This is a genomic window from Chryseobacterium sp. BGA-UO-ETr-SB22 (assembly GCF_059567885.1).
On the sequence record NZ_JCAQOV010000005.1, the window covers coordinates 3,321,493 to 3,344,740 of the forward strand.

Below are 23,248 nucleotides of genomic sequence, written 5' to 3' on the forward strand. Positions count from 1 at the left end.
TATTATCTTTGTTAGAAACCACCTCGCATTTGAAACTGAAAATCAACACCACAAAAATTTTAAGGCGTATTGCAATAACCTTTATTTCAATATTGGTTTTTCTTACCCTGTTGATATTAAGCTTAAGACTTCCTGCCGTTCAAAACTTCATTAAAGACAAGCTTATTGTTTACCTTGAGAAAAAAATTAAAACCAAGGTAAGTCTTGAAAAAGTATACATTGGATTTCCCAACAGCCTGGTGATGGAAAATCTTTATCTCAAAGGGCAAGATGTAGACACACTCCTGGCAGTCAGGAAACTGGATGTAGGTTTACATATGATGAAACTCCTCAATTCTACAGCAGACATTACTTCAGTCAGCATGGAAGGAGCCCGCGCTAATGTTGTCCGGAAACCGGATGGCAAATTCAATTTCGATTATATCATTGATGCTTTCGCAACCAGTGACAAAGAAGAAAGTTCTTCCAAACCATTCATTATTTCTCTTGATAAAATCAATTTAAAAGATATTGGCGTTACCTTCAATGACCAACAATCAAAGAATGACATTAAACTCTATTTTAAGTCTTTTGATACAAGAGTAAAAACTTTTGATCTTAACAAAAACAATTACGCTGTTAATGATATTAATCTTGACGGATTAAAATTAAAGTTAAAACAGGGACTTGTAGAAGAAGTTGCCCAAAAAGTTGAGAAAAAAGTAGATTCTCTCAATGAAAAGAAGCCAATGAATATTGGATTGAGAGGCATTAAGCTTACTCATTTCGACATTGACTACGGTGATGAAAATACCAAAACATTTGCAAAAGTTATCTTCAAAGAGCTGAGTACAAAGGTCAATAAGCTTGATCTTGAAAACAATGCCTACAACGTTTCAAATGTATTTCTTTCCGGGGCAGATATTAATGCCAATCTTTATCTTCCTGCCCAGAATACCAATCCAAAAACAACAAAAGAACCTGAAGTTTCCAAAGCTTCCGATCAGGATAAGGCCATGAAATTGCTGTTAGGAAAACTTGTTTTGAACGATGTAAAAGTTAATTATAACAATACAGCCATCGCTCCGACAAAACAGGGAATGGACTTCAACCACCTTAATTTTTCAAAAATGAATGTTGAGGTGAGAAGCTTCAAAATGGAGAATAATACTTTTGCCGGAACTGTGAACACAGCAGAAATTAAAGAAGGCAGAGGTCTGGATATCCAGAAATTCAATACTGATTTTGTCTACGCAGAAAAGGAGGCTTATCTCAAAGATCTTTATCTTCAGACCCCAAAAACAATATTACGTGATGAGGTTATTTTAAACTATAACTCCATAGATCAGCTCAGTTCAAACTTAGGTGCTGTAAAAATCTCAGCCAACATCAAAGATTCAAAAATAGGATTCTCTGATATTCTGAACCTGGTTCCGACTTTAAAAAATACCGTTCCGTTCAACAAATACCCGAACGCTATTCTTAATGTCAATGCGAATGTAAAAGGAAGCGTGAATGATCTTTTAATTCAGGATCTTAAAGTTTCCGGGCTGGATCAGTTGAGGGTAATGGCTTCCGGAAAAATCAAAAATGCGATGAATCCGGATCAGCTATATTATGATCTGAGAATCGGGGAATTTTCTTCCAGTGCCAAAACGATATTCAATCTTGTACCGAAAAATACTATTCCTTCCAATATTTCACTTCCCTCCCATTTCAGTGTCAAAGGAACTGCAAAAGGAACAACCAAAGTGGTAAACGCAGATCTGAACCTCTACTCCACACTAGGAAATGCCGCTGTCATCGCACAAGTAGATATGCGCAGGAAAAATCATGAATTGTATGATGTAAAAGCAAATCTTCAGGGAATACAGGTGGGAAAAATCATTCAGAATAAAGACATTGGCCCTGTCACAGCACAGATTGCTGCAAAAGGTGAAAGTTTTGATTTTAAAAATGCCAATGCAGATTTAAAAGGACATGTTGCTTCCGCAGTCTACAAAGGATACCGTTATCAAAACATGAATCTTACCGGAAAGATCAACAAAGGTGCTTATCATGTGACTTTAGATTCAAAGGACCCAAATGCCAGTTTACAGCTGACCGCTTCCGGAGTGTATGATGAAAAAAATCCTACGGTAAAAGTGAATGGAGAAGTCATCAAACTGGATGTCAACAAACTTGGTTTCTATGAAAAACCGATGATCATTGCTGGAAAAATTGATGGTGATTTCACAAGTCTTGATCCGAATAATCTGAACGGATATTTAAACCTTAAAGATTTTGCATTTTCAGATACAAAAGAAGTGTATCCTATACAGGAAGTCAATCTGAAAGCTTCTTCTACTCAGGATTCTACCCAGATTATTTTCAACTCTCAGGTAGCAGATGTAGAACTGAAAGGTAAATATAAACTGACTCAGATTTTTAGCGCTTTAACGCAAACGGTCAATCAATATTATCAGTTCCAGAAACCGGATAACAAACAGAAAATTGATCCGGGGCAGCATTTTACTTTTACAGCTAAAATAAAAAATGATGACCTGATCAGAAAATTTGTTCCGGATCTGAAAGATTTTGAAACCATCAATCTGACAGGAAACTATGATGCCGATTCTCAAAAAATTGAAATTGACGGACAGGTTCCCCGATTACTTTATGGTGAAAATACTATTGAAAAAGGAGCTTTAAAAGTTACGAATGAAAATCAGGCATTACAGTACAGTCTGAATGTTGCGGCCTTAAAAAGTTCAAGTTTTTCTTTAAACAAAATCAATATTGACGGTGATGTTGCTGACAATACGATCCGATACAATATAACGACAAAAGACGAGAAAGATGCTACCCAATTCCTGATTGCAGGAAACGCAAAATCACTGAATGACATTACAGAAATATCTTTAAATCCGAACGGATTAAAGCTAAATTATACAGACTGGAATGTTGCGGAAAACAACAAAATCCAGATCAGCAACAAAGGAATTCTGGCGGATAACTTTATTTTGTCCAATGGGAACAGCCAAATTGCAGTTCAGTCTGAAAGCAATAGCCCAAGTAGTCCTTTGAACATTTCGTTGAAAGATTTCAAAATTGAAACCATTACGGAACTTATTAAAAAAGATACCGTTCTGGCAAGAGGAACCATCAACGGAACAGCACAGCTTCGGGATGTTACTAAAAATATGACCTTCACTTCCGACCTGAATATTTCCGACTTAATCGTCTATGGAAGTCCTGTCGGAAATCTTGCGGTAAAAGTGAACAATGCTTCACCGAATGTTTTAAATGCAGATATTGCACTTTCCGGAAATAATAATGATGTGAAAATCCTGGGAGATTATAACACTTCTTCCAGTACTTTTGATATGAATATGGCGATCAACCAGCTTCAGATGAAGAGTATTCAAGGCTTTTCTATGAATGCCATTACCAATACGGAAGGTTATCTTTCAGGAAATTTAAAGATCACCGGAACTACTGATAAACCCAATATTTTAGGAAAAGTAAAATTCAATGATGCCGGACTGGAAATTGCCAAAATAGGAAGTGATTTCAGAGATCTGAGTGATGAAATAGACTTTACAAGCCAGGGAATAGAGTTTGATAAATTCAAAATCAAAGACAAAGACGGAAATGCTCTAGTCGTAGATGGGCAGGTTCTTACCCAAACGTACAGAGATTTTGCCTTTAACCTAAATGTAAATGCCAAGGACTTTAAAGTTGTTAATTCGGAAAAGTCAAATGATGCGATGATGTACGGGATTCTGGCTATTGATGCCGGACTTCATATCCGCGGAAACCTGGATCTTCCCAAGGTAGACGGAAAACTGAATATAGCAGATAATACTGATTTTACTTTTGTTCTCCCCCAATCTACACCATCTTTACAGGAAAGAGATGGTATAGTAGAGTTTGTGGATCAGGATCAGGTAGTTTTAAACAAAACGATTAAAGCAGATTCTCTTAATGCACAGAGCCGTATCAAAGGGATGGACGTAAGTGTTAATATTGAAGTAAGCAAGGAAGCAAAAATTTCATTGATTATTGACAAAGCCAACGGTGATTTTGTACAACTTCAGGGTGAGGCCGAATTAACCGGCGGAATAGATCCGTCAGGAAAAACCACATTGGTTGGGGTATATGAAGTAGAAAAAGGCAGCTATGATCTTTCTGTAAGCTTCCTGAAGCGTAAGTTTGATATCCAGAAAGGAAGTACGATAACCTGGACCGGTGAACCTACCACGGCTATCATGGATATCACAGCTGTTTATAAAACAGAGGCAGCACCTATTGATCTTGTGGAGCAGCAGGTAGGAACCGAAAACGGCGGCGCATCACTGATCAATCAGTTTAAACAAAGAATTCCATTCAATGCTTTATTGAAAATGAAAGGTGAGCTGTTGAAACCTCAGCTTACTTTTGATATTACTACGGAAGAAAAAAATAATTCGGTCTCTACCAATGTAAAAGATGTTGTAGATCAAAAACTTGCCCAACTCAGAACTCAGGAATCTGAACTGAACAAACAGGTTTTTGCATTACTGCTTCTGAACCGCTTTATCGGAGAAAATCCGTTTGAAAGCGGCGCGGGAATGTCTGCGGAGACCATGGCAAGACAGAGTGTGAGTAAAATTCTTTCTCAGCAGTTAAATAATCTTGCTGCAGGCCTGATCAAAGGGGTAGATCTTAATTTTGGACTTGATTCTTCGGAAGATTATTCCAGTGGACAAAAAAATACCAGAACCGACCTGAATGTGGATATCAGCAAAAAACTATTGAATGACCGACTGAAAGTAACGGTAGGAAGTAATTTCGGATTGGAAGGTCAGGCTCGTGAGAACGAAAATATGACCAATATCGCAGGGAATGTTTCCGTAGATTACAGTCTTTCCAAAGATGGAAGGTACATGTTACGTGCTTACCGTAAAGATGAATATCAGGTGGCTCTTCAAGGGCAGATCATAGAAACCGGAGTAGGATTTATTATTACTTTGGATTATGACAAATTCCGGGAGATTTTCCAGAAATCTAAAGAGAAAAAGCCGAAAAAAAATCAAAATAACCAAGTGGTAGAATTTAAATAATGAGTAATAAGTTCCAAATATATTGTAAGTATCTGTTGGTTTCCGGAATGGCATCAACTGTGATTTCATGCAGCAATACAAGGTTTTTGAAAGAAGGCCAGATGCTTTACACGGGAGCCAAAGTAAAGATTGAAAACGATACGATTTCAAAGAGCGAAAAAAAAGACCTTCAAACTGCGCTGGAAGCAAACCTCACTCCAAAACCCAATTCTACATTTTTGGGAATGCGTCCCAAGCTATATTTTTATAATATCGCCAAAGAGCCAAAAAAGGATAAAGGTTTTAATTACTGGCTTAAATATAAAATGGGTGAAAAACCTGTGTTATTAGGCGATGTAGACCGTGAATTCAACAAAGATATTATTGAAAACTATTCTGAAAACAAAGGGTATTTCAATGCTAAGGCTTCATATGATACCGTTTCGAAGAATAAAAAAGCGCAGGTCATTTATACCGTAAGACCGGGTTCCAGATATATGATTGACGGAGTAAAATTCCAGAAGGATTCTACGCTGGTCAATCAGGAAATCCAAGGTTTAGCAAATAAAACGTTTCTTAAAAATGGCAGACCATTTGATCTGGATGTCATCAAGGCGGAAAGAGACAGAATTGATAATGGCTTAAAGGAAAGAGGTTTTTACTATTTCCATCCTGACAATATCATTGTACAGGCAGACAGTACGGTAAGCAAAAATCATAAGGTTGAACTTAACGTAAAACTCAAAGATAACACTCCGGATTTAGCGACTCAGCAATTCGGGATAGATAAAGTTATTGTATTTCCCAATTACAACATTCAGGATGTAAAGGATGGCAAATACAGTATTCCGATGAATAAAGATTCTCTTTCAAAATATAGTTTTGATGATATTTACGTCATTGACCCACAGCATAAATTCAAACCGAAAATTTTTGACAGAGCTTTATATTTTAAAAAAGGAGATCTTTATAACCGCTCCAATCACAATCTCACCCTGAACCGATTGATCAGCCTGGGTGTTTTCAAATTTGTAAAAAATGAGTTTGTTGTTTCTGATTCACTGAGTCATAAATTTGATGCTTATTATTTATTAACTCCAAGACAAATTCAGTCGCTTCGTCTGGAAGCCTTGGGAAGAACAAATTCTGCCAACTATGCGGGTAGTGAACTGAATCTAAACTGGACTCACCGAAATTTCTTCAGGGGTGCAGAACAATTCAAAGCAGCCATCTACGGAGCTTTTGATTTCCAGATGGGAGGTGCTCAGAATGCAAATAATATTTTCCGTGCGGGAACGAATGTGCAGCTTTCCATTCCGAGAATTGTTGCTCCTTTCCGTTTTCATTCTTCCAGCGAATTTGTTCCCAGAACGAATATCACATTGGGATATGAATTCCAAAACAGAACACAATATTATACCTTAAATAATTTCACCGGATCATTTGGATATCTATGGAAAGAAAATGCAAGGAAAGAACATGATCTGAAAGTCATTGATATTACGTTGGTATCTCCAGCAAATGTTACAGAAGAATATCGTGCTAAATCTGCCAAAAATCCTGCTATGCAACGGATTGTTGATAAACAGCTTATTTTTGGACCTACCTATTCTTTCACGTACACCAATACCATGCTGCCGAGAACCAATACGGTTTATTATAAAGGTACCCTTGATCTGGCAGGAAATATTACAGGGTTGACCACAGGGGCTGATGTAAAGAAAGATAAGGAAAAGAAAATATTTGGAATTCCTTTCAGCCAATATGTAAAGATTGAAAATGATTTCAGATTCTATCATAAGTTCACTGAAAAGTCTTCATTGGCAACGAGATTTATCGGAGGGATCGCTTATCCATATGGAAATTCAGAGTTTATTCCTTTCTCCAAGCAGTTTTTCTCAGGAGGTAGCAACAGTATCAGAGCATTCCGTGCAAGAACATTAGGGCCGGGAAGTTTTGATCCGAGAACCCTTGATGAAGGAACTTATTTTGATCAGTCCGGGGATGTTAAACTGGAGTTAAATGCTGAGTACAGAGCCAATCTTTATAAATTTTTAAATGCTGCCGTTTTTGTAGATGCCGGAAATATCTGGCTGCTTCACGACGACAAAGACAGACCGGGCGCTAAGTTTTCAAAAGACTTTTTAAACGAAATTGCGGTGGGTGCCGGAGTAGGTCTGAGACTGGATTTTTCTATCCTGATTTTAAGACTTGATCTTGCGATGCCACTGAGAGTTCCTTACTATCAAAAAGGGGACAGATGGGCCTTCGATAAAATTAATTTCGGAGACTCTAACTGGAGAAAAGATAATCTTGTTTTAAATATTGCTATCGGATATCCTTTTTAATATGATTAAAAGTGCTAAATTTTTCTGGGAGGTTCTGAAAGATACATTTACAGAATGGAACAATTCTACTGCATCAAAAGATTCAGCAAGTCTGGCCTATTATGCTATCTTTTCAATTCCGGGATTATTGATCATTATTATATGGGTACTCGGAAATTTCTTTGGCGAAGAAGCCATCCGTGGACAAATAAGCACGCAGATCAGTGGTATTATGGGCCCTGATGTTGCCAAAAGTATTGAAGGTATGCTGGCAGGTGCTCTGATTGACAAAAAGAATATTTTCATGAAAGCCGTAGGAGTTGGATCTTTGGTTTTCGGTTCTACAACACTCTTTTTTCAGCTTCAGCATTCATTAAATTCACTTTGGGAAGTAGAAGCTGCTCCCAAAAAGGCATTGATTAAATTTCTTCTGGACAGAGCCAATTCTTTGGGAATGATTCTTATTATGGGATTTCTTTTGATGATCACTATGGTTTTATCTTCTCTGATCAGTCTGTTCAATAAAATAATCACTCAGTATTTTGGTTTTGAAACCTATATGCTGGTAGAGTTTGTGAATTTTGCGATAGGTTTTGGAATTGTCATGTTCTTATTTGCTTTGATGTTTAAAGTACTGCCTGATGTTCTGATCAGCTGGAAACCGGTATGGAAAGGAGCATTTCTGACAACTGTTTTATTTACCCTCGGAAAGTTTTTATTAAGTCTTTATTTCAACCAGATAAAACCTACTTCAGCCTTTGGAGCTGCGGGAACGGTCATCCTGATTATGATGTGGATCAACTATTCCTGTATGCTGATATTTTTTGGCGCCGTATTTACCAAAGTTTATACTTATAAAAAAGGATATAAAGCTATTCTTTCCAAGCATGCAAGATGGACTTCAGCCAAATTGTATGCAGATAGTCTGAAGCAGATGAGCAGTGGGGAAAGTAATAAATTGTAAGATTCTGGTTTTGTGACGTCTTTGTTTATGTATTATTTCTAAACTAATTAATACGTCAAAAACTTTTACATACAAAAAAGCCTCCTAAAAATTCAGGAGGCTTTCTATTTTTACATTCTGTTTACGATTCCTATTCCCAGTAGTTCCAACGATTTTCTGATCGTCTTCGCTGTGATATCTGAAATATTCAAACGGAATTGTTTTACATTTTCATCTTCCAGTTTCAGAATAATATTACTTTGGTAGAACGAATTATAAGATTTAGCCAGGTCATAAACATAATTGGCGATCAAGGCTGGGCTCAATGCTTCTGCTGCTCTTTCAACAATTGTCTTGTAGTTAGCCAAAAGCATGATTAGTTCTTTTTCATACTGGTTTAAAGTTACATCCGAGATTTCTTTATACTGGTAATCTGCTTTTGCCAACAAAGACTGCGTACGAGCATAGGTATATTGAATAAACGGTCCTGTATTTCCATTAAATTCAATACTTTCTGCCGGATTGAATAACATTTTTTTCTTAGGATCCACTTTCAGCATGAAATATTTGAGTGCCCCCATTCCAATGATTTCATAAGAAGCTACTTTTACTTCTTCTGAAAGACCATCAAGTTTTCCTTGTTCTATAGCTTTTAATTTTGCCGTTTCATGCATTTCTGCCATCAGGTCGTCCGCATCCACAACAGTTCCTTCACGGGATTTCATTTTTCCTTCCGGAAGTTCAACCATACCATAAGAAAGGTGGAATAACTGATCTGCCCATGAATATCCAAGCTTTTTCATAATTTTAAATAAAATCTGGAAGTGATAATCCTGTTCATTTCCAACAGTGTAAATCAACTTTTGAATATTATTGTCTTTAAAACGCTCTACGGCTGTTCCCAAATCCTGCGTCATATAGACTGAAGTACCGTCTGAACGCAGCAACAGCTTCTGATCAAGACCTTCATCAGTAAGATCACACCAAACAGAACCATCTTCTTTCTGGTACAGAACTCCTTTATCCAACCCTGCCTGAATAAGATCTTTTCCTAAAATATAAGTATTGCTTTCGTACTGGACCTGATCAAAGTCAACACCAAGCCTTTTATACGTTTCATTGAATCCTTTGTAAACCCATGAATTCATTTCTTCCCAAAGCGCTCTTACCGTTGCATCTCCATTTTCCCAATCCAAGAGCATTTTCTGTGCTTCTTTCATCACCGGAGCATCCTTTTTAGCCTGTTCCTCTCCTACTCCCTGCTCTACAAGATCTGCAATTTCTTTTTTATAGTTTTTGTCAAATTCTACATAGTAGTTTCCAACAAATTTATCTCCTTTAGTATTTGTTGTTTCAGGAGTTTCTCCATTCCCGAATTTCTCCCACGCCAGCATAGATTTACAGATATGAATTCCTCTGTCGTTAATGATCTGAGTTTTGATCACATCATATCCAGCTTCCTTTAAAATCTGAGCAACAGAGAATCCTAACAAATTATTTCTGATGTGCCCTAAGTGTAATGGCTTATTCGTATTTGGTGAAGAATATTCTACCATTACTGTAGAATTTTTCTTTTCTATTGTAGAGAAATTTTTGCTTACAGATCTAAAATTATCTACAAACAATTGGTTTTTAACCTTAACATTAAGGAACCCTTTTACAACATTAAAGCTTTCGAAAATTTCCGTCTGCTCTGTCAAAGCTTCACCTAATTCAACCCCAATACTTTCAGGATTTTTTTTCAACTGTTTTACCAACGGGAAAGTGACAATGGTAAAATCACCCTCAAATTCCGTTTTATTTTCCTGAACTTCCAGCTTGATGTCTTTTAACTGATATACGTTTAAAATGACTTCTGAAAGTTTTTCTTCTATAATATCTTTAATATTCATTTCAAAATTTTGAAGTACAAATATACGGAAATAAAAAAACCGCCCGAAGGCGGTTTTATAGGTAAAGAAATATTTATTCTTTTCTAAAAACTAAGACGGCATCGTCATTTCCAGGTATATTATCCAGATTCTTACTATTATCCCGAATTCTAAGTTCAGTATCAGAATATGACTGTACTTCTTTTTTCATGGTTTTAGTAACTCCAGCCTCTGTATAAGTAATTACAAGGGTGTTATACAATTTATCATAAGCCCATTTCCCTACAAAAGAATCTGATAAATTACAATTTCCAGAAACTCCTGCTTCATATCTGTCATAGGCTCCTGAAAAATCTGCATTGATCATTATCCCTCCTTTGTCCTCACAATCATTCAGCGTAATAGTTTTGCCTCGGAATTCATATTTAAATGGTTTCCATGTTCCATTTATGCTCACTTCGTTAGTCACTACATTATTATTATCATCATCATTAGAACATGAAACAATTCCCATCAATAAAAGAATTCCAATAAAATATTTCATAATTAAGTATTTTCTACATCCGGCTAATATTATCATTAACCGGATTATTGTTCAAATTAAAATTTATCCCAAAAGATCTTTGTTGAAACTTTATCTCCTCCTATTTTTGATGCAGCAGCATTTACGTTAGTAGCATTCAAAAGATATTCCTGGTCAGAATAACGCATTCTAATTGGAACTGCTTCTACTCTAGAATTCGAAGGATTCACAAATACCGGAAAGTCAAGTCTTCTTGCAAAGTTCCATGCCTGGAAGCCTTTATTAAACATGGCTATCCATGATTGCTCTCCAATAGATTTTTTCCAATTGACAGCATCATAAGGATTAGCAGCAGCATAGGCACCAGCATTTGCAAGACTTACTCCATATTCTGTCATAGAAGCCATAATAGCATCATTATATAAAGTAGCAGCAGCACCTCCTACACTAAATCCTCTCTGTGCAGCTTCAGCTCTTAAAAACATGATTTCTGTATAATCTAACAGGAACCCTTGAGCATTTTCTCCCGAAATAGCATTTGTAAAGTGAGAATATTGTCCAAAAACGTTTTGTTTAGCATACTTTCCTCCAATATATGCACCGCTTACAGTAGTAAACCAAACGGCTCTTCTTGGATCATTTTTCCCATTCATGAAATTCATTAATACATCAGAAGGTAAAAAATCGTTTCTACCAGACTGGATTACATCCTGATAAACAGGGTTTGATAATAAACCTGAAGGGAAAGTCTGTAATCCGAAATTATCTGCTTTTTCTGTAAATAATCCTCCTGAATATGCTGCTTCCGCATAAGTTTTAGCCAGAGCGGGTTCCACATCAGAAAGAGTAACAGCTAGTCTAAATTTCAAAGAATTACCCATTTTCTTCCATTTTGACATATCTCCCTTATAAATCAGATCATTGGAATATCCAGTACCTGAAGTATCAATCATAGCGAGAGCAGCATCTATTCTTTTGATGAGATCAAGATAAATCGTCTTTGCATCATCATATGGGATTTCAGAATTTCCCGGATTTTCTGCTGTTGCCTTGAGAGCTCCAAAATAAGGTACATCTCCATAAGTATCAACTAAATTAGCCCATGCATAAGCATTTACCAATTCAATCATAGCAATATTATTATTTTTCACAACAGCACTTACTCCTTCACTGTCAAGGAATCTTCTAGCATCTCTTAATGCTGAAAGAACTCCTGGAGAATTGACTGTAGCTGACGAAGAAGCCATCATACGATTATAATGGTTTCTAGGAATCGGTCTTGATACCATATCATATCTTGATTCATCAATATATGTTGTCTCTGACCATTGCTGGGTGAAAAATTTGGTAATATTACGGTTAACATTAACATTCAAGATCTGATCAAGTAAAACCTGTTCAGCACTTGCAAAAAGTACTCCGGAAGGCACTTCCGTTGGATGCTTAGGGTCTTCATTCAATGACGTAATCTCTCTTTCGCAAGATGTAAAAGTTAATGATAATGAAGCTAAGCCTATAATTAAAAATATTTTTTTCATTTTTTTAGAATTTTAAAGTTAAATCTATTCCAATATCACGAGTCGTAGGCAATACCCCAATAGACTGTCCTTTTGCAGCTAATCCGTTACCTGTACCTGCTTCCGGGTCAGCATATGGTAAATTCTTGTGAATTATCCATAAGTTTCTACCTACAATAGATATTTTTGCATCTCGAATAGAAGTATTCGCTAAAATAGATTTTGGCAATGAATATCCTATACTAGCTTCTCTTAATTTCACATAAGAAGCATCGTATACGAATCTCTTATTTGGCATAACACCATATCCGTCTACACTACCAGCAGAAGTTGGATCACCTGCTACAGTAGTATTTTGATTTCCATTTGGATTTACTCCTGGATTAATAATTCCACTTTCTCTATAGTAAGCTGTTTCTTCATATAAACCAGTAGCTATTCCATAAGCCATATCCGGAGAATATACATCTCCTCCCTGTTTTACATCAATAAGGAAACTTAAAGAGAATTCTTTATAACGGAAACTGTTTCTTATACCTCCTACCCAATCTGGTGTAATATTTCCAATCACCTGATTATTATTTCTAAGATAGTTTCCACTCACCGGATCTACAATTTTGTTACCATTAGCATCATATTGATAATCTGATCCTACCAATGCTCCAAAAGCTTCACCTACACGGGCATTCAAAGAAACTCCGTTTTGATAAGTTGCCATTAGATAATTCTGTGAATTACCATTAAGGGCAATAACTTTATTTTCGTTCTTAGACCAGTTTACATTAACATCCCAAGTAAAGTTATCAGATTTGAATGGTGTACCATTCAGCTGAATTTCAATACCTTTATTATCAATCTGTCCAGCGTTTACCAAGAATGTTCTGTATCCTGTAGCTGAAGATACTGGTAAATTGATGATCTGATCAATAGTTTTGGTCTTATAAATAGCAATATCAAATCCTAAGCGATTTTTAAAGAACTGAGCCTCCATACCAAATTCAGTTTCTTTGGATCTCTGAGGTTTCAAATCAGGATTCGCAAGGAAATAAGGCTGATCAAACAATCCTTCTCCTCTTGCTTTAAATGTATTGGCTAATCTGTAGTTAGTTGTTGAAGAACCTACTTCAGCATAGTTTCCTCTTACTTTCCAGAAGCTAAGCCATGGCTGTTTCACAAATTCTGACAAGATAAGGGATCCAGTTACTGATGGATATGAGTAACTGTTATTGCTTTTTGGTAAATTAGAAGATTGGTCAACACGGAAAGTACCATCTACAAATAAAAAGTTTTTATATCCAAAAGATGCTGTTGCATATAAACTTGAGGTTAAAAATTTTGCATAATTTTCATCAGGAGGAAGTATTGTTCTTACTGAGTTCGATATAGCAAAAAGTCCTGGTTTAGATAAACCACCTTCTGTACTCATATATACATTATCGATCAAATTTCTTCTAACGTTTCCTCCCGCAATTCCACTTACATTTAAGTCAGGAGTGATATTAAATTTATAGTTAGCAAATAAGTCAAAATTCATTTCTGAATTCTTGACATTCGTTCTTGCATATCCTGATCCAACATTAAGGCCAGAAGCTCCGAATACCTGAGGCAATGATCCGTTCATCAATCTTTCTTCTACCACCATCTGTAAATCATCATAAGATAACTTACCCGTAATACCGAAGTTTTTAGAAATATCATACTTTAATTGCGCATAACTAAAGACTCTTGTTCTGTCATCTGACTGATAACTCTGATATCTTTGGAAATAAGGGTTATTCCAATATTGTGGAGTACCATCATCTGCCGAAGTTCGATTCCAAGAAAAGTTACTGTTGCCATTATTTTGATAAGCACTTCTTAAAGCATATACATCCGTATTGGTCTGCCACCATTGTCTAAAACCAGAAACAATATTATCTGAATATCCGGTTTCATTACGTCCTCTTGTCCCTTGTAAGGTTAATGTCGTAAAAACAGAAGCATGTAATTTGTCAGTGAAATCATGGCTGAACTTTGCCGAGATTGTATTTTTTCTCAATTCTGAATTAGGCATCAAACCATTAGAAAGCATATTGGAATATGATAAGGAAAGGTTTGACGTTTTGTTGCCTTTTTCAAGGGTAAGTGTATTAACGTATGTGACTGGTGTTTCAAAGAATTTAATGGGTCCGTTTTTAGCGGCTACCCAAGGTGTTGCTTTACCATAATTAGGCGAAGACGGATCAAATGAATCCCATTGGTAGACTAGTGAATTGGGATTAAATGCAGGTCCATAAGATGCATCATCTCCAAAGTTAGCATAATTATATCCTCCTGGCCCAGGATCTTCATTCCAAGATTCCCCCCCATATCCAGCACCATACTTTGTTTGGTATTTAGGGAACGTAGATTTATCAATGAAACCAGCAGTAATCCCTGAGCTTAAAGTAACTCCCCAGCTTCCATCATTATTACCTCTACCACTTTTAGTCACAATTAGGATAACTCCATCACTTCCTCTTTCTCCGTATAAAGCAGATGCTGCAGCACCTTTCAGCACGTTAATTGATTCAATGTCTTCCTGATTGATATCTGATAAGAAATTACCATAATCGAAAGGAGCTCCAGTTGTTACTGTTGTGTTATTAACTGGGGAACCATCAATTACAATAAGTGGAGAACCGCCATTTAAAGATTTATATCCTCTGATCAAGAGATTGGCAGATCCACCAAAGTTGTTATTTGTATTTACCTGTAGTCCGGCTACCTTACCAGAAAGAAGAGATGCAACGTTACCCGTGTTTGTAGTTCCACCGGTTAATTCTGCTGCTTTTACTTCTTCAGAAGCATAACCAAGAGATTTTTTTTCTCTTTTAATTCCGAGTGCAGTTACAACCACACCCTCAATTTCTTTTGTTTTAATAGTATCATTCTTTTGCTGAGCGTTCGCAACCGCTATAGAAGAAGATAATACTAAAACAAGAAGACTTGCTGTTAGTTTCTTCATATCAAATTAATTTTGTACCCTACAAATTTGTAAAACTTTCTTAATACAGCAAAGCAAAATTTAAAAAAATTACAGTTTATTCAATATTTTAAAATAAAAACATACAAATAAGTATTAAAATAAGTTAAAAACAAAATATTTAACAAAAATGAATTACTTATTTGTTATTTTTTTTTAAGAAATAATAACAATCACTTAAATTGATATTATCTATATTCTATTTATCCCAAAATCATTAAAACAAATTGAATATCAGTTAATTAATTAACGCAAAAGAAAAAAAGGCAAGTATAAATTCCGAAATTACTATGCTTAACATATTTTAATATTCGAAAAATACATCAGCTTTTTAAACAAAAAATCGCCTGAAGGTGATAAAATATATGAAGAATATATTTATAAAATTAAACCCAGAAAACGGTAAATTCATTTTTAACACTGACATCATCTGCTAACATATTTGAAACATTATTGATATTAGATTGTATAATTAAAATAAGATTTATAGGGTAAGTCCTGTTAAAGCAATTCATTTTTGAGTCATAATAGCCTCAACCTTATCGGCAGCAGTTCCAAATCATCTTTGATATCACATTATCAATAACAACTAAAGCTTGCTAACCTGTGATTAATTTTATCTTCCCTTAAAATGATATTAAAACTTGGACTATTGCAATATGGTATTGGTAATTTGCAGCAGACACTTTTCCAGTTGACGACCTAGAGGCTGTGACCTGATTAAGTTCCTTAGTATTTCGCGTTCTGCATTTATAATAGCATTGGTGTATATTCGTTATATTAATAAAAATCACTTCCTATAAAAATTCATACTTTTGCCTTTATAGAACAATTTCATGGAGCTAATAAAAAACTGGTCGAAGCTTTACATCGAAGCTGGATGTGATGAAGTGGGAAGAGGATGTTTAAGTGGCCCGGTAGTGGCAGCTGCGGTAATTTTAGATGATAATTTCAAACAAAATCTGGTGAATGATTCAAAAAAATTAACGTTCAAAACCCGTATGGAACTGGATAGCTACATCAAAGATAACGTAAAAGACTATGCCATATCAGAGCTTCCTCCTTCATTTATTGATGAACATAATATTCTTAACGCAAGCATTCACGCCATGCATCGTGCACTGGATAAGCTGACAATAATACCAGAACTTATTTTGGTGGATGGCAACAAATTCCACCCCTATAATTACATTCCGCATCAATGTATTATTAAAGGAGACTCTAAGGTTTTATCAATTGCTGCAGCGTCAATTCTGGCCAAAAACTACAGGGATAAATTAATGATTCAGCTTCATGAAGAACATCCTGAGTATGGATGGGACACCAATTTTGGTTACGCTACAAAAAAACATCAGGAAGCTCTTATAAAATATGGCCCGACATCTCATCACAGACAATCTTTCAGACTTAAATATGATTGAAAACATCTGATTCTCAATTATTAAATCCTTATATACTGGTCGGAAATTTAAAATCATTCTAAATAAAAACTCAAATAAAAAAAAGAGAAGCAATTATCTATTGCTTCTCTTTTTTTATTTATAATTAAGAATTATTTCTTCTTATTTTTTTGCTGTCCTTGAACTTGTTGCTGTTCCTGAGCCTTCTCCATCATTTCTCTCATTCTCTTCTGGAACTTACCTTCTGCTTTCGGTTTTTCTTTATTAGACTGAATCTGGGCGTGAATTTTCTTTTCATCCAGAATCACATATTTAATAACAAGGATAATTAAGATGTTAATCGCATTCGATACAAAATAATACCAAGAAAGACCTGACGCTGAAGTATTAAGAAAGAATAAGAATGTAATCGGGAAGATATACATTAACACCTTCATATTTGGCATTCCTTCCTGCTGAGGCTGCTGCATATTCCCAGAAGTCATTACCGTATATATTAAGATAACAATTGTACAAGCTAATGCAAAAATACTCAAGTGATCTCCTAGGAAAGGAACTTTAAATGGAAGTTTGATCAAATCATCATAAGCGGTCAAATCCTTTGCAAACCAGAATCCCTGTCCTCTAAGATCAATAAAGTTCGGGAAGAAACGGAATAAGGCATAGAAAATAGGAATCTGAACCAATGCCGGTAAACAACCTGCCATCTGATTTACTCCCGCTTTTCTATAGATCTCCATTGTAGCCTGCTGCTTCTTCATTGGATCTGCATCCTTGAATTTAGCATTTGCTTCATCAATTTCCGGACGGATTACCTTCATCATCGCACTCAATTTATGCTGCTTATACATAATTGGTGATAAAATCAACTTAACAATGATTGTCATTACAAAAATTACCCAACCTGCTGATAATCCCCAGCCAGCGATAACACTATACAACCACATAAAGAAGTAACGGTTCATCCAACCGATAAAAGACCATCCTAATGGTAAGATCTCATCAAAGTTTTTATCATAAGATTTCAACAATGGTAAATCCAATGGCATAAAATACCAGGTAAAATCCTGATTCAATTCGCTTCCGGTCATCTGAACGAAACCTTCATAATTTAGTTTCTTCAAATATTCTCCTTCTTCAACAGACTCCTGGTTACCTTTACTATGTGTGAAACCATTTTTAGCTTCAATCACTGAAGAAAAGAACTGCTGCTTTACTCCAATCCAGTTAAGCGTTTCTTTTTCCTCATCCATTGTCGTTCTTCCATCATAATCATAATCCTTATAATTATTGAAAGCATAAGAGAATTCTGAGTGAGACTGCTCCTGAGCTCTACCTTTTTCCAGGTTTCTTACATTGTAATCCCAGATAAAATCTGCTTTATTGTCAGATGTGATAGTGGCTAAACCTTGAGTTCTTACTTTAAAATCAAGAGCGTACTGATCTTTTAGTTCTGCTTTAGGATTGTTATTTAAAGTATAAATAAACTGGATAACAGCACCATTATAGTTGGCCGTCATCGTTGCCGAATTCCCATTAATAACAGGCGAGAAAACTAAATCTTTAGTATTGATTACTTTTCCTGTTTTATCTTTAAATTGGAAACCGTAGTTAGAATTATTTTTATTGATCAGGTAAAGAGGTAGATCCGCTTTATCTGTTTTATGATCGTATGCTTTATATTTTGAAAGCTGAACTTTAGAAACCTGTCCTCCTAAGCTTGAGAATTCAACATTTAATTCTTTGTTTGACAAACTGGCAGTCTGAATTGCGCCCGGAGTTACATTTGGATTGATATTGTTTGCCTGAGTTTGTTTTACGGCATTTTTCACCTGTTCCGTTTTCTGCTCCTGAGCTTTCAACTCCGCTTCTTTCGTTTGTTTGTTCTGGAAATAGAACATAAAACCGAAGAGAACAAGGCATAAAACCGCGAAACTAATCATTTGCTTCTTATCGATTCCGTTGTTTTGTTGCATTTTATTTTTGTTATAATTAAAATTTCCTATTCTTGGCTTACTACAGAACTATAAGAAAACTAATAAATCTGCAGCAAATTTGAGCTGACAAAAATACTGTTTTTTTATCAAAACTCTATACTATAATACATTACTATATAATAAACTCAAGCTGAGAATAATCAGCCTGAGTTTATGTGTAGACGTTTATGATAAAATATTACCTTATTTCTTTTCGCAAGCCTTAATGAAAGCTCTGAATAAAGGATGCGGTGTTGCTACCGTACTCTTATATTCCGGGTGATACTGAACTCCCACATAGAACGGGTGATCAGGAAGTTCAAGCGCTTCTACCAAGCCTGTTTCAGGATTGGTACCTGTAGCAAGGAAACCATTTTTCTCAAACTCCTGAAGATAATCACTGTTGAATTCATAACGGTGACGGTGTCTTTCAGAAATATTTTTGCTTCCGTAGGTATCATATAGCTTAGAACCGTTTTTCAGAGAACATTTCCAAGCTCCAAGACGCATTGTTCCTCCTTTATCGATTACATTTTTCTGCTCTTCCATTAATGAGATCACAGGATCAGGAGTTGCTGTATCAAATTCTACTGAATTTGCTTTTGTATATCCTAACACATTTCTTGCAAATTCAATCGTCATGATCTGCATACCTAAACAGATTCCCAACATTGGAATTTTGTTTTCTCTTGCATATTTTGCCGTAAGAACTTTTCCTTCAATTCCTCTGTCACCGAAACCGGGAGCAACAAGAATACCATTAACCCCTTTCAGAGTTTCTTTGATATTTTCCTCAGTAATATCTCCACTGTATACCCATCTTACTTTTACTTCCGTTTCAAGGTCAGCTCCTGCATGTTTGAATGCTTCAGCAATAGAAATATAGGAATCCTGAAGAGAAATATATTTTCCTACCAATGCAATCTCAACTGTTTTCTTCGGGTTCTGGAATTTCTTAAGGAAGTTCTTCCAGTCTTTAAGATCAGCTGTTTTATCACTTTTCAGATCCAGTTCTTTCAATACTACATCATCAAAGTTTTGTTTCTGAAGATACATTGGAACTTCATAGATTGTTTCCAAATCTTTACATTCAATGACGTTTTCTAAAGCAACATTACAGAATTGAGCCAGTTTAGCTCTTTGATCTTTAGGAATTTTATGTTCGGTTCTGCACACTAAAACATCTGCCATAATTCCGCTTTCCATTAGCTGACGAACGGAGTGCTGGGATGGTTTTGTTTTTAATTCTCCACTTGAAGCCAAATAAGGCAGTAAAGTAAGGTGAATCACCATAGAATTGTTATCTCCCAATTCCCATTTCAACTGACGAACAGTTTCAATGTATGGTAAAGATTCAATATCTCCTACAGTTCCTCCGATCTCCGTAATGATGATATCGTAGTTCTGTTTTGAAAGGATTTTAATTCTACGTTTGATTTCGTTAGTAATATGAGGAATTACCTGAACTGTTTTTCCAAGGAAATCTCCTTTTCTTTCTTTTTCAATTACAGTCTGGTAAATTTTTCCTGTAGTAACGTTGTTATTTTGGGATGTAGGAGCATCAAGATAACGCTCGTAGTGGCCTAAATCCAGATCCGTCTCTGCACCATCTTCGGTTACATAACACTCTCCGTGCTCATAAGGATTCAAAGTTCCTGGGTCGATATTGATATAAGGATCTAATTTTTGGATCGTTACATTAAAGCCGCGTGATTTTAGTAGAAGTCCCAGAGAAGCAGAAACGATTCCCTTTCCCAAAGATGAAGTTACACCTCCTGTCACAAAGATGTACTTTGTATTCTTTTTACTCATTAGATTAGGTTTGTGCAAAGTTATGGGAAAAAGAGATACAAAGCAATTATTTAAGTTTTTAAAATACAAAAACACGGCTCAAACAATTATAAAACCTGATTAAAAATTTTATCTATATTTGATAAAGGCAAATGAAACAAAGCTATAACCACCATGATTTCCGTATATAAACTAAAACCAAAATTCCAGCAGCTCCTCACTCCTGTTTTATTATTTTTACATAAGAATAAAATCACAGCCAACCAGATTACCATCAGCTCTGTTCTGCTGTCTGCCGTAATTGGGATACTGTTCTGGAATGCGGATATTTCAAAATGGTTTTTTCTAAGCCTTCCCATTGGACTCCTTGTAAGAATGGCTTTAAATGCTTTGGACGGAATGATGGCAAGGAAATTCAATCAGACGAGTAAACTTGGAGAGGTTTTAAATGAGGTAGGAGATATTGTTTCTGATGTGATTATATTTTTTCCTCTTCTTAAGTTCCAGCCAGAAAGCCTATATCTTATTGTTGTTTTTATAGTTCTTAGCATCGTTAATGAATTTGCTGGATTAATGGGGAAAATCGTTGGAAAAGATCGCCGTTATGATGGCCCTATGGGAAAAAGTGACCGCGCACTTATCTTAGGGCTTTATGGTTTACTGATATTTTTCGGAGCAAGTATTACTAATATTTCTCAGTATATTTTTGGAATTATCATTGCCCTGCTCCTGATCAGTACGTATACACGACTTAAGAAATCTTTGAATGAAGCCTGAAGAAAATAAATTTGCAGATGTTCCTTTAAGGGTAAAAACATGGATCTATATCATTATTGTTTTTGCACTGGGAATATCACATCCTTTTGCCATGGCTCTTTTTGTTTCATGGATAGGATTACAATCCTTCTTTGAATTTTCCAGAATGTATAAGCTTCCTGTAAACATTGTTATTTCATCAATATTGATAGGAATTGCACAGTTTTATCTGTTATTTTATTTTAATATTGAGCATTATCTTTTGTATGGCAGTCTTTTGGGAATATCTGTTCTACTTTACTTTTTAGTATTAAAATCTTCTGTAAAACAGTTATATGGATTATCAATAGCCTTACTGGTATGTCTTCTTTCTTTCCCTCATTTATTATGGATAAGAAATAGTAACAACGGCATCAGCGCCATCATATTCATTGTGGTAGTAACAGAGCTGAATGATGTATTTCAATATTTGATGGGAAAAGTGTTTGGAAAAAACAAAATAACACCTCAAATCAGTCCCAACAAAACCTTGGAAGGTCTTATCGGCGGGGTTTTCCTCACTATTATTTTGAGTAATATTTTAGGTTATTTTTTGCTTAAAACCAATATTTTAACCAATAGCATTTTAGGACTTATTCTAGGCATTTCAGGATTTTTTGGAGATATTTTCATGTCTTATTTAAAACGAAAAACGGGAGTAAAAGATACAGGCAATCTTCTTCCCGGACATGGAGGGCTTCTGGACAGAATGGACAGTCTGATTTTCAATGCTCCATTATTCTTTTGGGCACTTCTCTTACTGATCAAAAATTAAAGCGATGAATGAAAAATATAAAAGAGCGGTTATTTTTTCAGGAGGCGGAACCAGGCTGATGATCTACCTCGGGATTTTTGCGGCTCTGGAAGAGATGGATCTCAAACCGGATATTCTCATTGCTTCCTGTGGCGGATCATTTGCGGCGACAATCATTAATGCTTTTCCTGATCATCACTCCCGAAAAGAATACCTGAAGTCAGAAGAATATTTTCAATTTGTTGCCGGTACAGTATTAACAAAACATAAAAAGCTTTCAGAAATAGGATTTTTCTCATTGAAGAAAATCTTCGATAAAAGAAATGCACCTTTCATTGAAGATGTTTTCAACCGTTATCTTGTAGAATTGTCTCAGAATTTATCTGAATGTTTTCCATCTATCAAAGATGTTCAGTTTTCAAAAGAAATCCCAACTGTAATTATTGGCTCTGAGCTTCTTTTTACCCCAAACGAAACAGAACAACCCAGAAACGGAAAAAAATTATATCAAAAAACAATCTTCACTGACACGGAAACCGCAAAGAGAATCAAACCTGAACAAATCATCAGCAATTCTGAAAATTATAGAAACAGTGCTGTTGAAGAATCCCCCAACATCATCACAAATTTTTCTATGCTTGAAAGTACCCGCGCTTCTGTTTCTGATATGTTTTATGTACAACCGGCATTTCTTCAGGGAAAATATTTTGCAGGCGGAGCGATAGATCTTGTTCCCGCTGAGCTGGCTCAACATCTGGCTCAGGAAACGATCACCGAAAAAAAACAATCCTATAATCCGGTAGAAGAATCTCTTGTTCGTTCTGTTCTTGGATTTAGTGGAAATAAAAGGCTTGCAGAAACAGAACAACTCCTATCAGGTCTGCAGATTGATACTACCCAAATAAAACAGGAATTAAAAGGTCATTATCTGAAAAAAGGTATCAACTGGAGAAAATTTGAAATCGATTTTTCTTTTCCAAAAAGTTATCCACAATTTGTAAAAGACATGGAAATACAATGGCAGTACGGGTTTAATCAAACCATAAAGAGCATAAAAAGCAGATCATAATTATTTCAATTGAAAACGGAATTTTTTTAAGTTTTTGGCTAAAGCCATTGGTATGATGATCTATTGTGATCAAGGGCTAAAGCCCGTGCTTATTGAATAGTTAAGATAAATTATGCTGATTTTTAAGCTTAAAAGCAAAGCTGATCTTGATGTTTCAAAAAATAAAAGTTTAATCAGCTTCATTAAAAACATTATTCCAATTTTTCACTTTTAAAATTTATTTTTACATAAAATTG

At 35.5% G+C, this 23,248-nt stretch carries 13 protein-coding genes; 7 read left to right on the plus strand and 6 right to left on the minus strand.

Going from position 1 to position 23,248, the window contains the following annotated elements:
- Window positions 1-29 precede the first annotated feature (29 nt).
- From AC57AW_RS22430 to AC57AW_RS22440, 3 genes are read left to right on the plus strand one after another with little or no spacing between them, the layout of a single operon-like run.
- The gene (locus tag AC57AW_RS22430) at window positions 30-5,063 is read left to right on the plus strand and encodes a translocation/assembly module TamB domain-containing protein (protein ID WP_496353645.1); all 5,034 of its coding nucleotides are present in this window, start codon (window positions 30-32) and stop codon (window positions 5,061-5,063) included.
- Complete coding sequence (gene tamL, locus AC57AW_RS22435) at window positions 5,063-7,390, plus strand: translocation and assembly module lipoprotein TamL (RefSeq protein ID WP_496353646.1); 2,328 nt, start codon at window positions 5,063-5,065, stop codon at window positions 7,388-7,390. The genes AC57AW_RS22430 and tamL overlap by 1 nt, the downstream gene beginning before the upstream one ends.
- 1 nt (window position 7,391) lies before the next feature.
- Complete coding sequence (locus AC57AW_RS22440; RefSeq protein WP_496353647.1) at window positions 7,392-8,333, plus strand: YihY/virulence factor BrkB family protein; 942 nt, start codon at window positions 7,392-7,394, stop codon at window positions 8,331-8,333.
- Between the two features lie 110 nt (window positions 8,334-8,443).
- On the opposite strand, the gene argS is transcribed toward AC57AW_RS22440, so the two are convergent.
- The 4 genes from argS to AC57AW_RS22460 all read right to left on the minus strand — a co-directional run bounded on the left by argS (window position 8,444) and on the right by AC57AW_RS22460 (window position 15,209).
- Complete coding sequence (gene argS / locus AC57AW_RS22445; RefSeq protein WP_496353648.1) at window positions 8,444-10,204, minus strand: arginine--tRNA ligase; 1,761 nt, start codon at window positions 10,202-10,204, stop codon at window positions 8,444-8,446.
- Between the two features lie 73 nt (window positions 10,205-10,277).
- Window positions 10,278-10,727, minus strand: coding sequence for a lipocalin-like domain-containing protein (locus AC57AW_RS22450; protein ID WP_496353649.1), 450 nt, complete (start codon window positions 10,725-10,727; stop codon window positions 10,278-10,280).
- Between the two features lie 56 nt (window positions 10,728-10,783).
- On the minus strand, window positions 10,784-12,244 hold the full coding sequence (locus AC57AW_RS22455; RefSeq protein ID WP_496353650.1) for a SusD/RagB family nutrient-binding outer membrane lipoprotein: 1,461 nt from the start codon (window positions 12,242-12,244) through the stop codon (window positions 10,784-10,786).
- A 4-nt stretch (window positions 12,245-12,248) separates the two neighbouring features.
- Complete coding sequence (locus tag AC57AW_RS22460; RefSeq protein WP_496353651.1) at window positions 12,249-15,209, minus strand: SusC/RagA family TonB-linked outer membrane protein; 2,961 nt, start codon at window positions 15,207-15,209, stop codon at window positions 12,249-12,251.
- Between the two features lie 854 nt (window positions 15,210-16,063).
- Between AC57AW_RS22460 and rnhB the strand changes: the two genes are divergently transcribed.
- A complete protein-coding gene (gene rnhB / locus AC57AW_RS22465; protein WP_496353652.1) occupies window positions 16,064-16,648 on the plus strand; it encodes a ribonuclease HII in 585 nt (194 codons plus the stop codon).
- Window positions 16,649-16,779: 131 nt separating this feature from the next.
- Here the strand turns inward: rnhB and yidC are convergent, their stop codons facing one another.
- Window positions 16,780-18,603, minus strand: coding sequence for a membrane protein insertase YidC (gene yidC, locus AC57AW_RS22470; protein WP_496353653.1), 1,824 nt, complete (start codon window positions 18,601-18,603; stop codon window positions 16,780-16,782).
- 204 nt (window positions 18,604-18,807) lie between these two features.
- Entirely contained in the window at window positions 18,808-20,415 is a 1,608-nt protein-coding gene (pyrG, locus tag AC57AW_RS22475; protein WP_318846504.1) for a CTP synthase, read from the minus strand.
- A gap of 153 nt (window positions 20,416-20,568) precedes the next feature.
- Here pyrG and AC57AW_RS22480 point away from each other — a divergent pair, with 153 nt between their 5' ends.
- From AC57AW_RS22480 to AC57AW_RS22490, 3 genes are read left to right on the plus strand one after another with little or no spacing between them, the layout of a single operon-like run.
- Complete coding sequence (locus AC57AW_RS22480; protein WP_496353654.1) at window positions 20,569-21,171, plus strand: CDP-alcohol phosphatidyltransferase family protein; 603 nt, start codon at window positions 20,569-20,571, stop codon at window positions 21,169-21,171.
- Window positions 21,161-21,964 carry a phosphatidate cytidylyltransferase gene (locus AC57AW_RS22485; protein ID WP_496353655.1) on the plus strand — a complete coding sequence of 268 codons (804 nt, stop codon included), beginning with the start codon at window positions 21,161-21,163 and terminating at the stop codon, window positions 21,962-21,964. Before AC57AW_RS22480 ends, AC57AW_RS22485 begins: the two co-directional genes overlap by 11 nt.
- A gap of 4 nt (window positions 21,965-21,968) precedes the next feature.
- A complete protein-coding gene (locus AC57AW_RS22490) occupies window positions 21,969-23,012 on the plus strand; it encodes a patatin-like phospholipase family protein (protein WP_496353656.1) in 1,044 nt (347 codons plus the stop codon).
- Window positions 23,013-23,248: the final 236 nt, after the last annotated feature.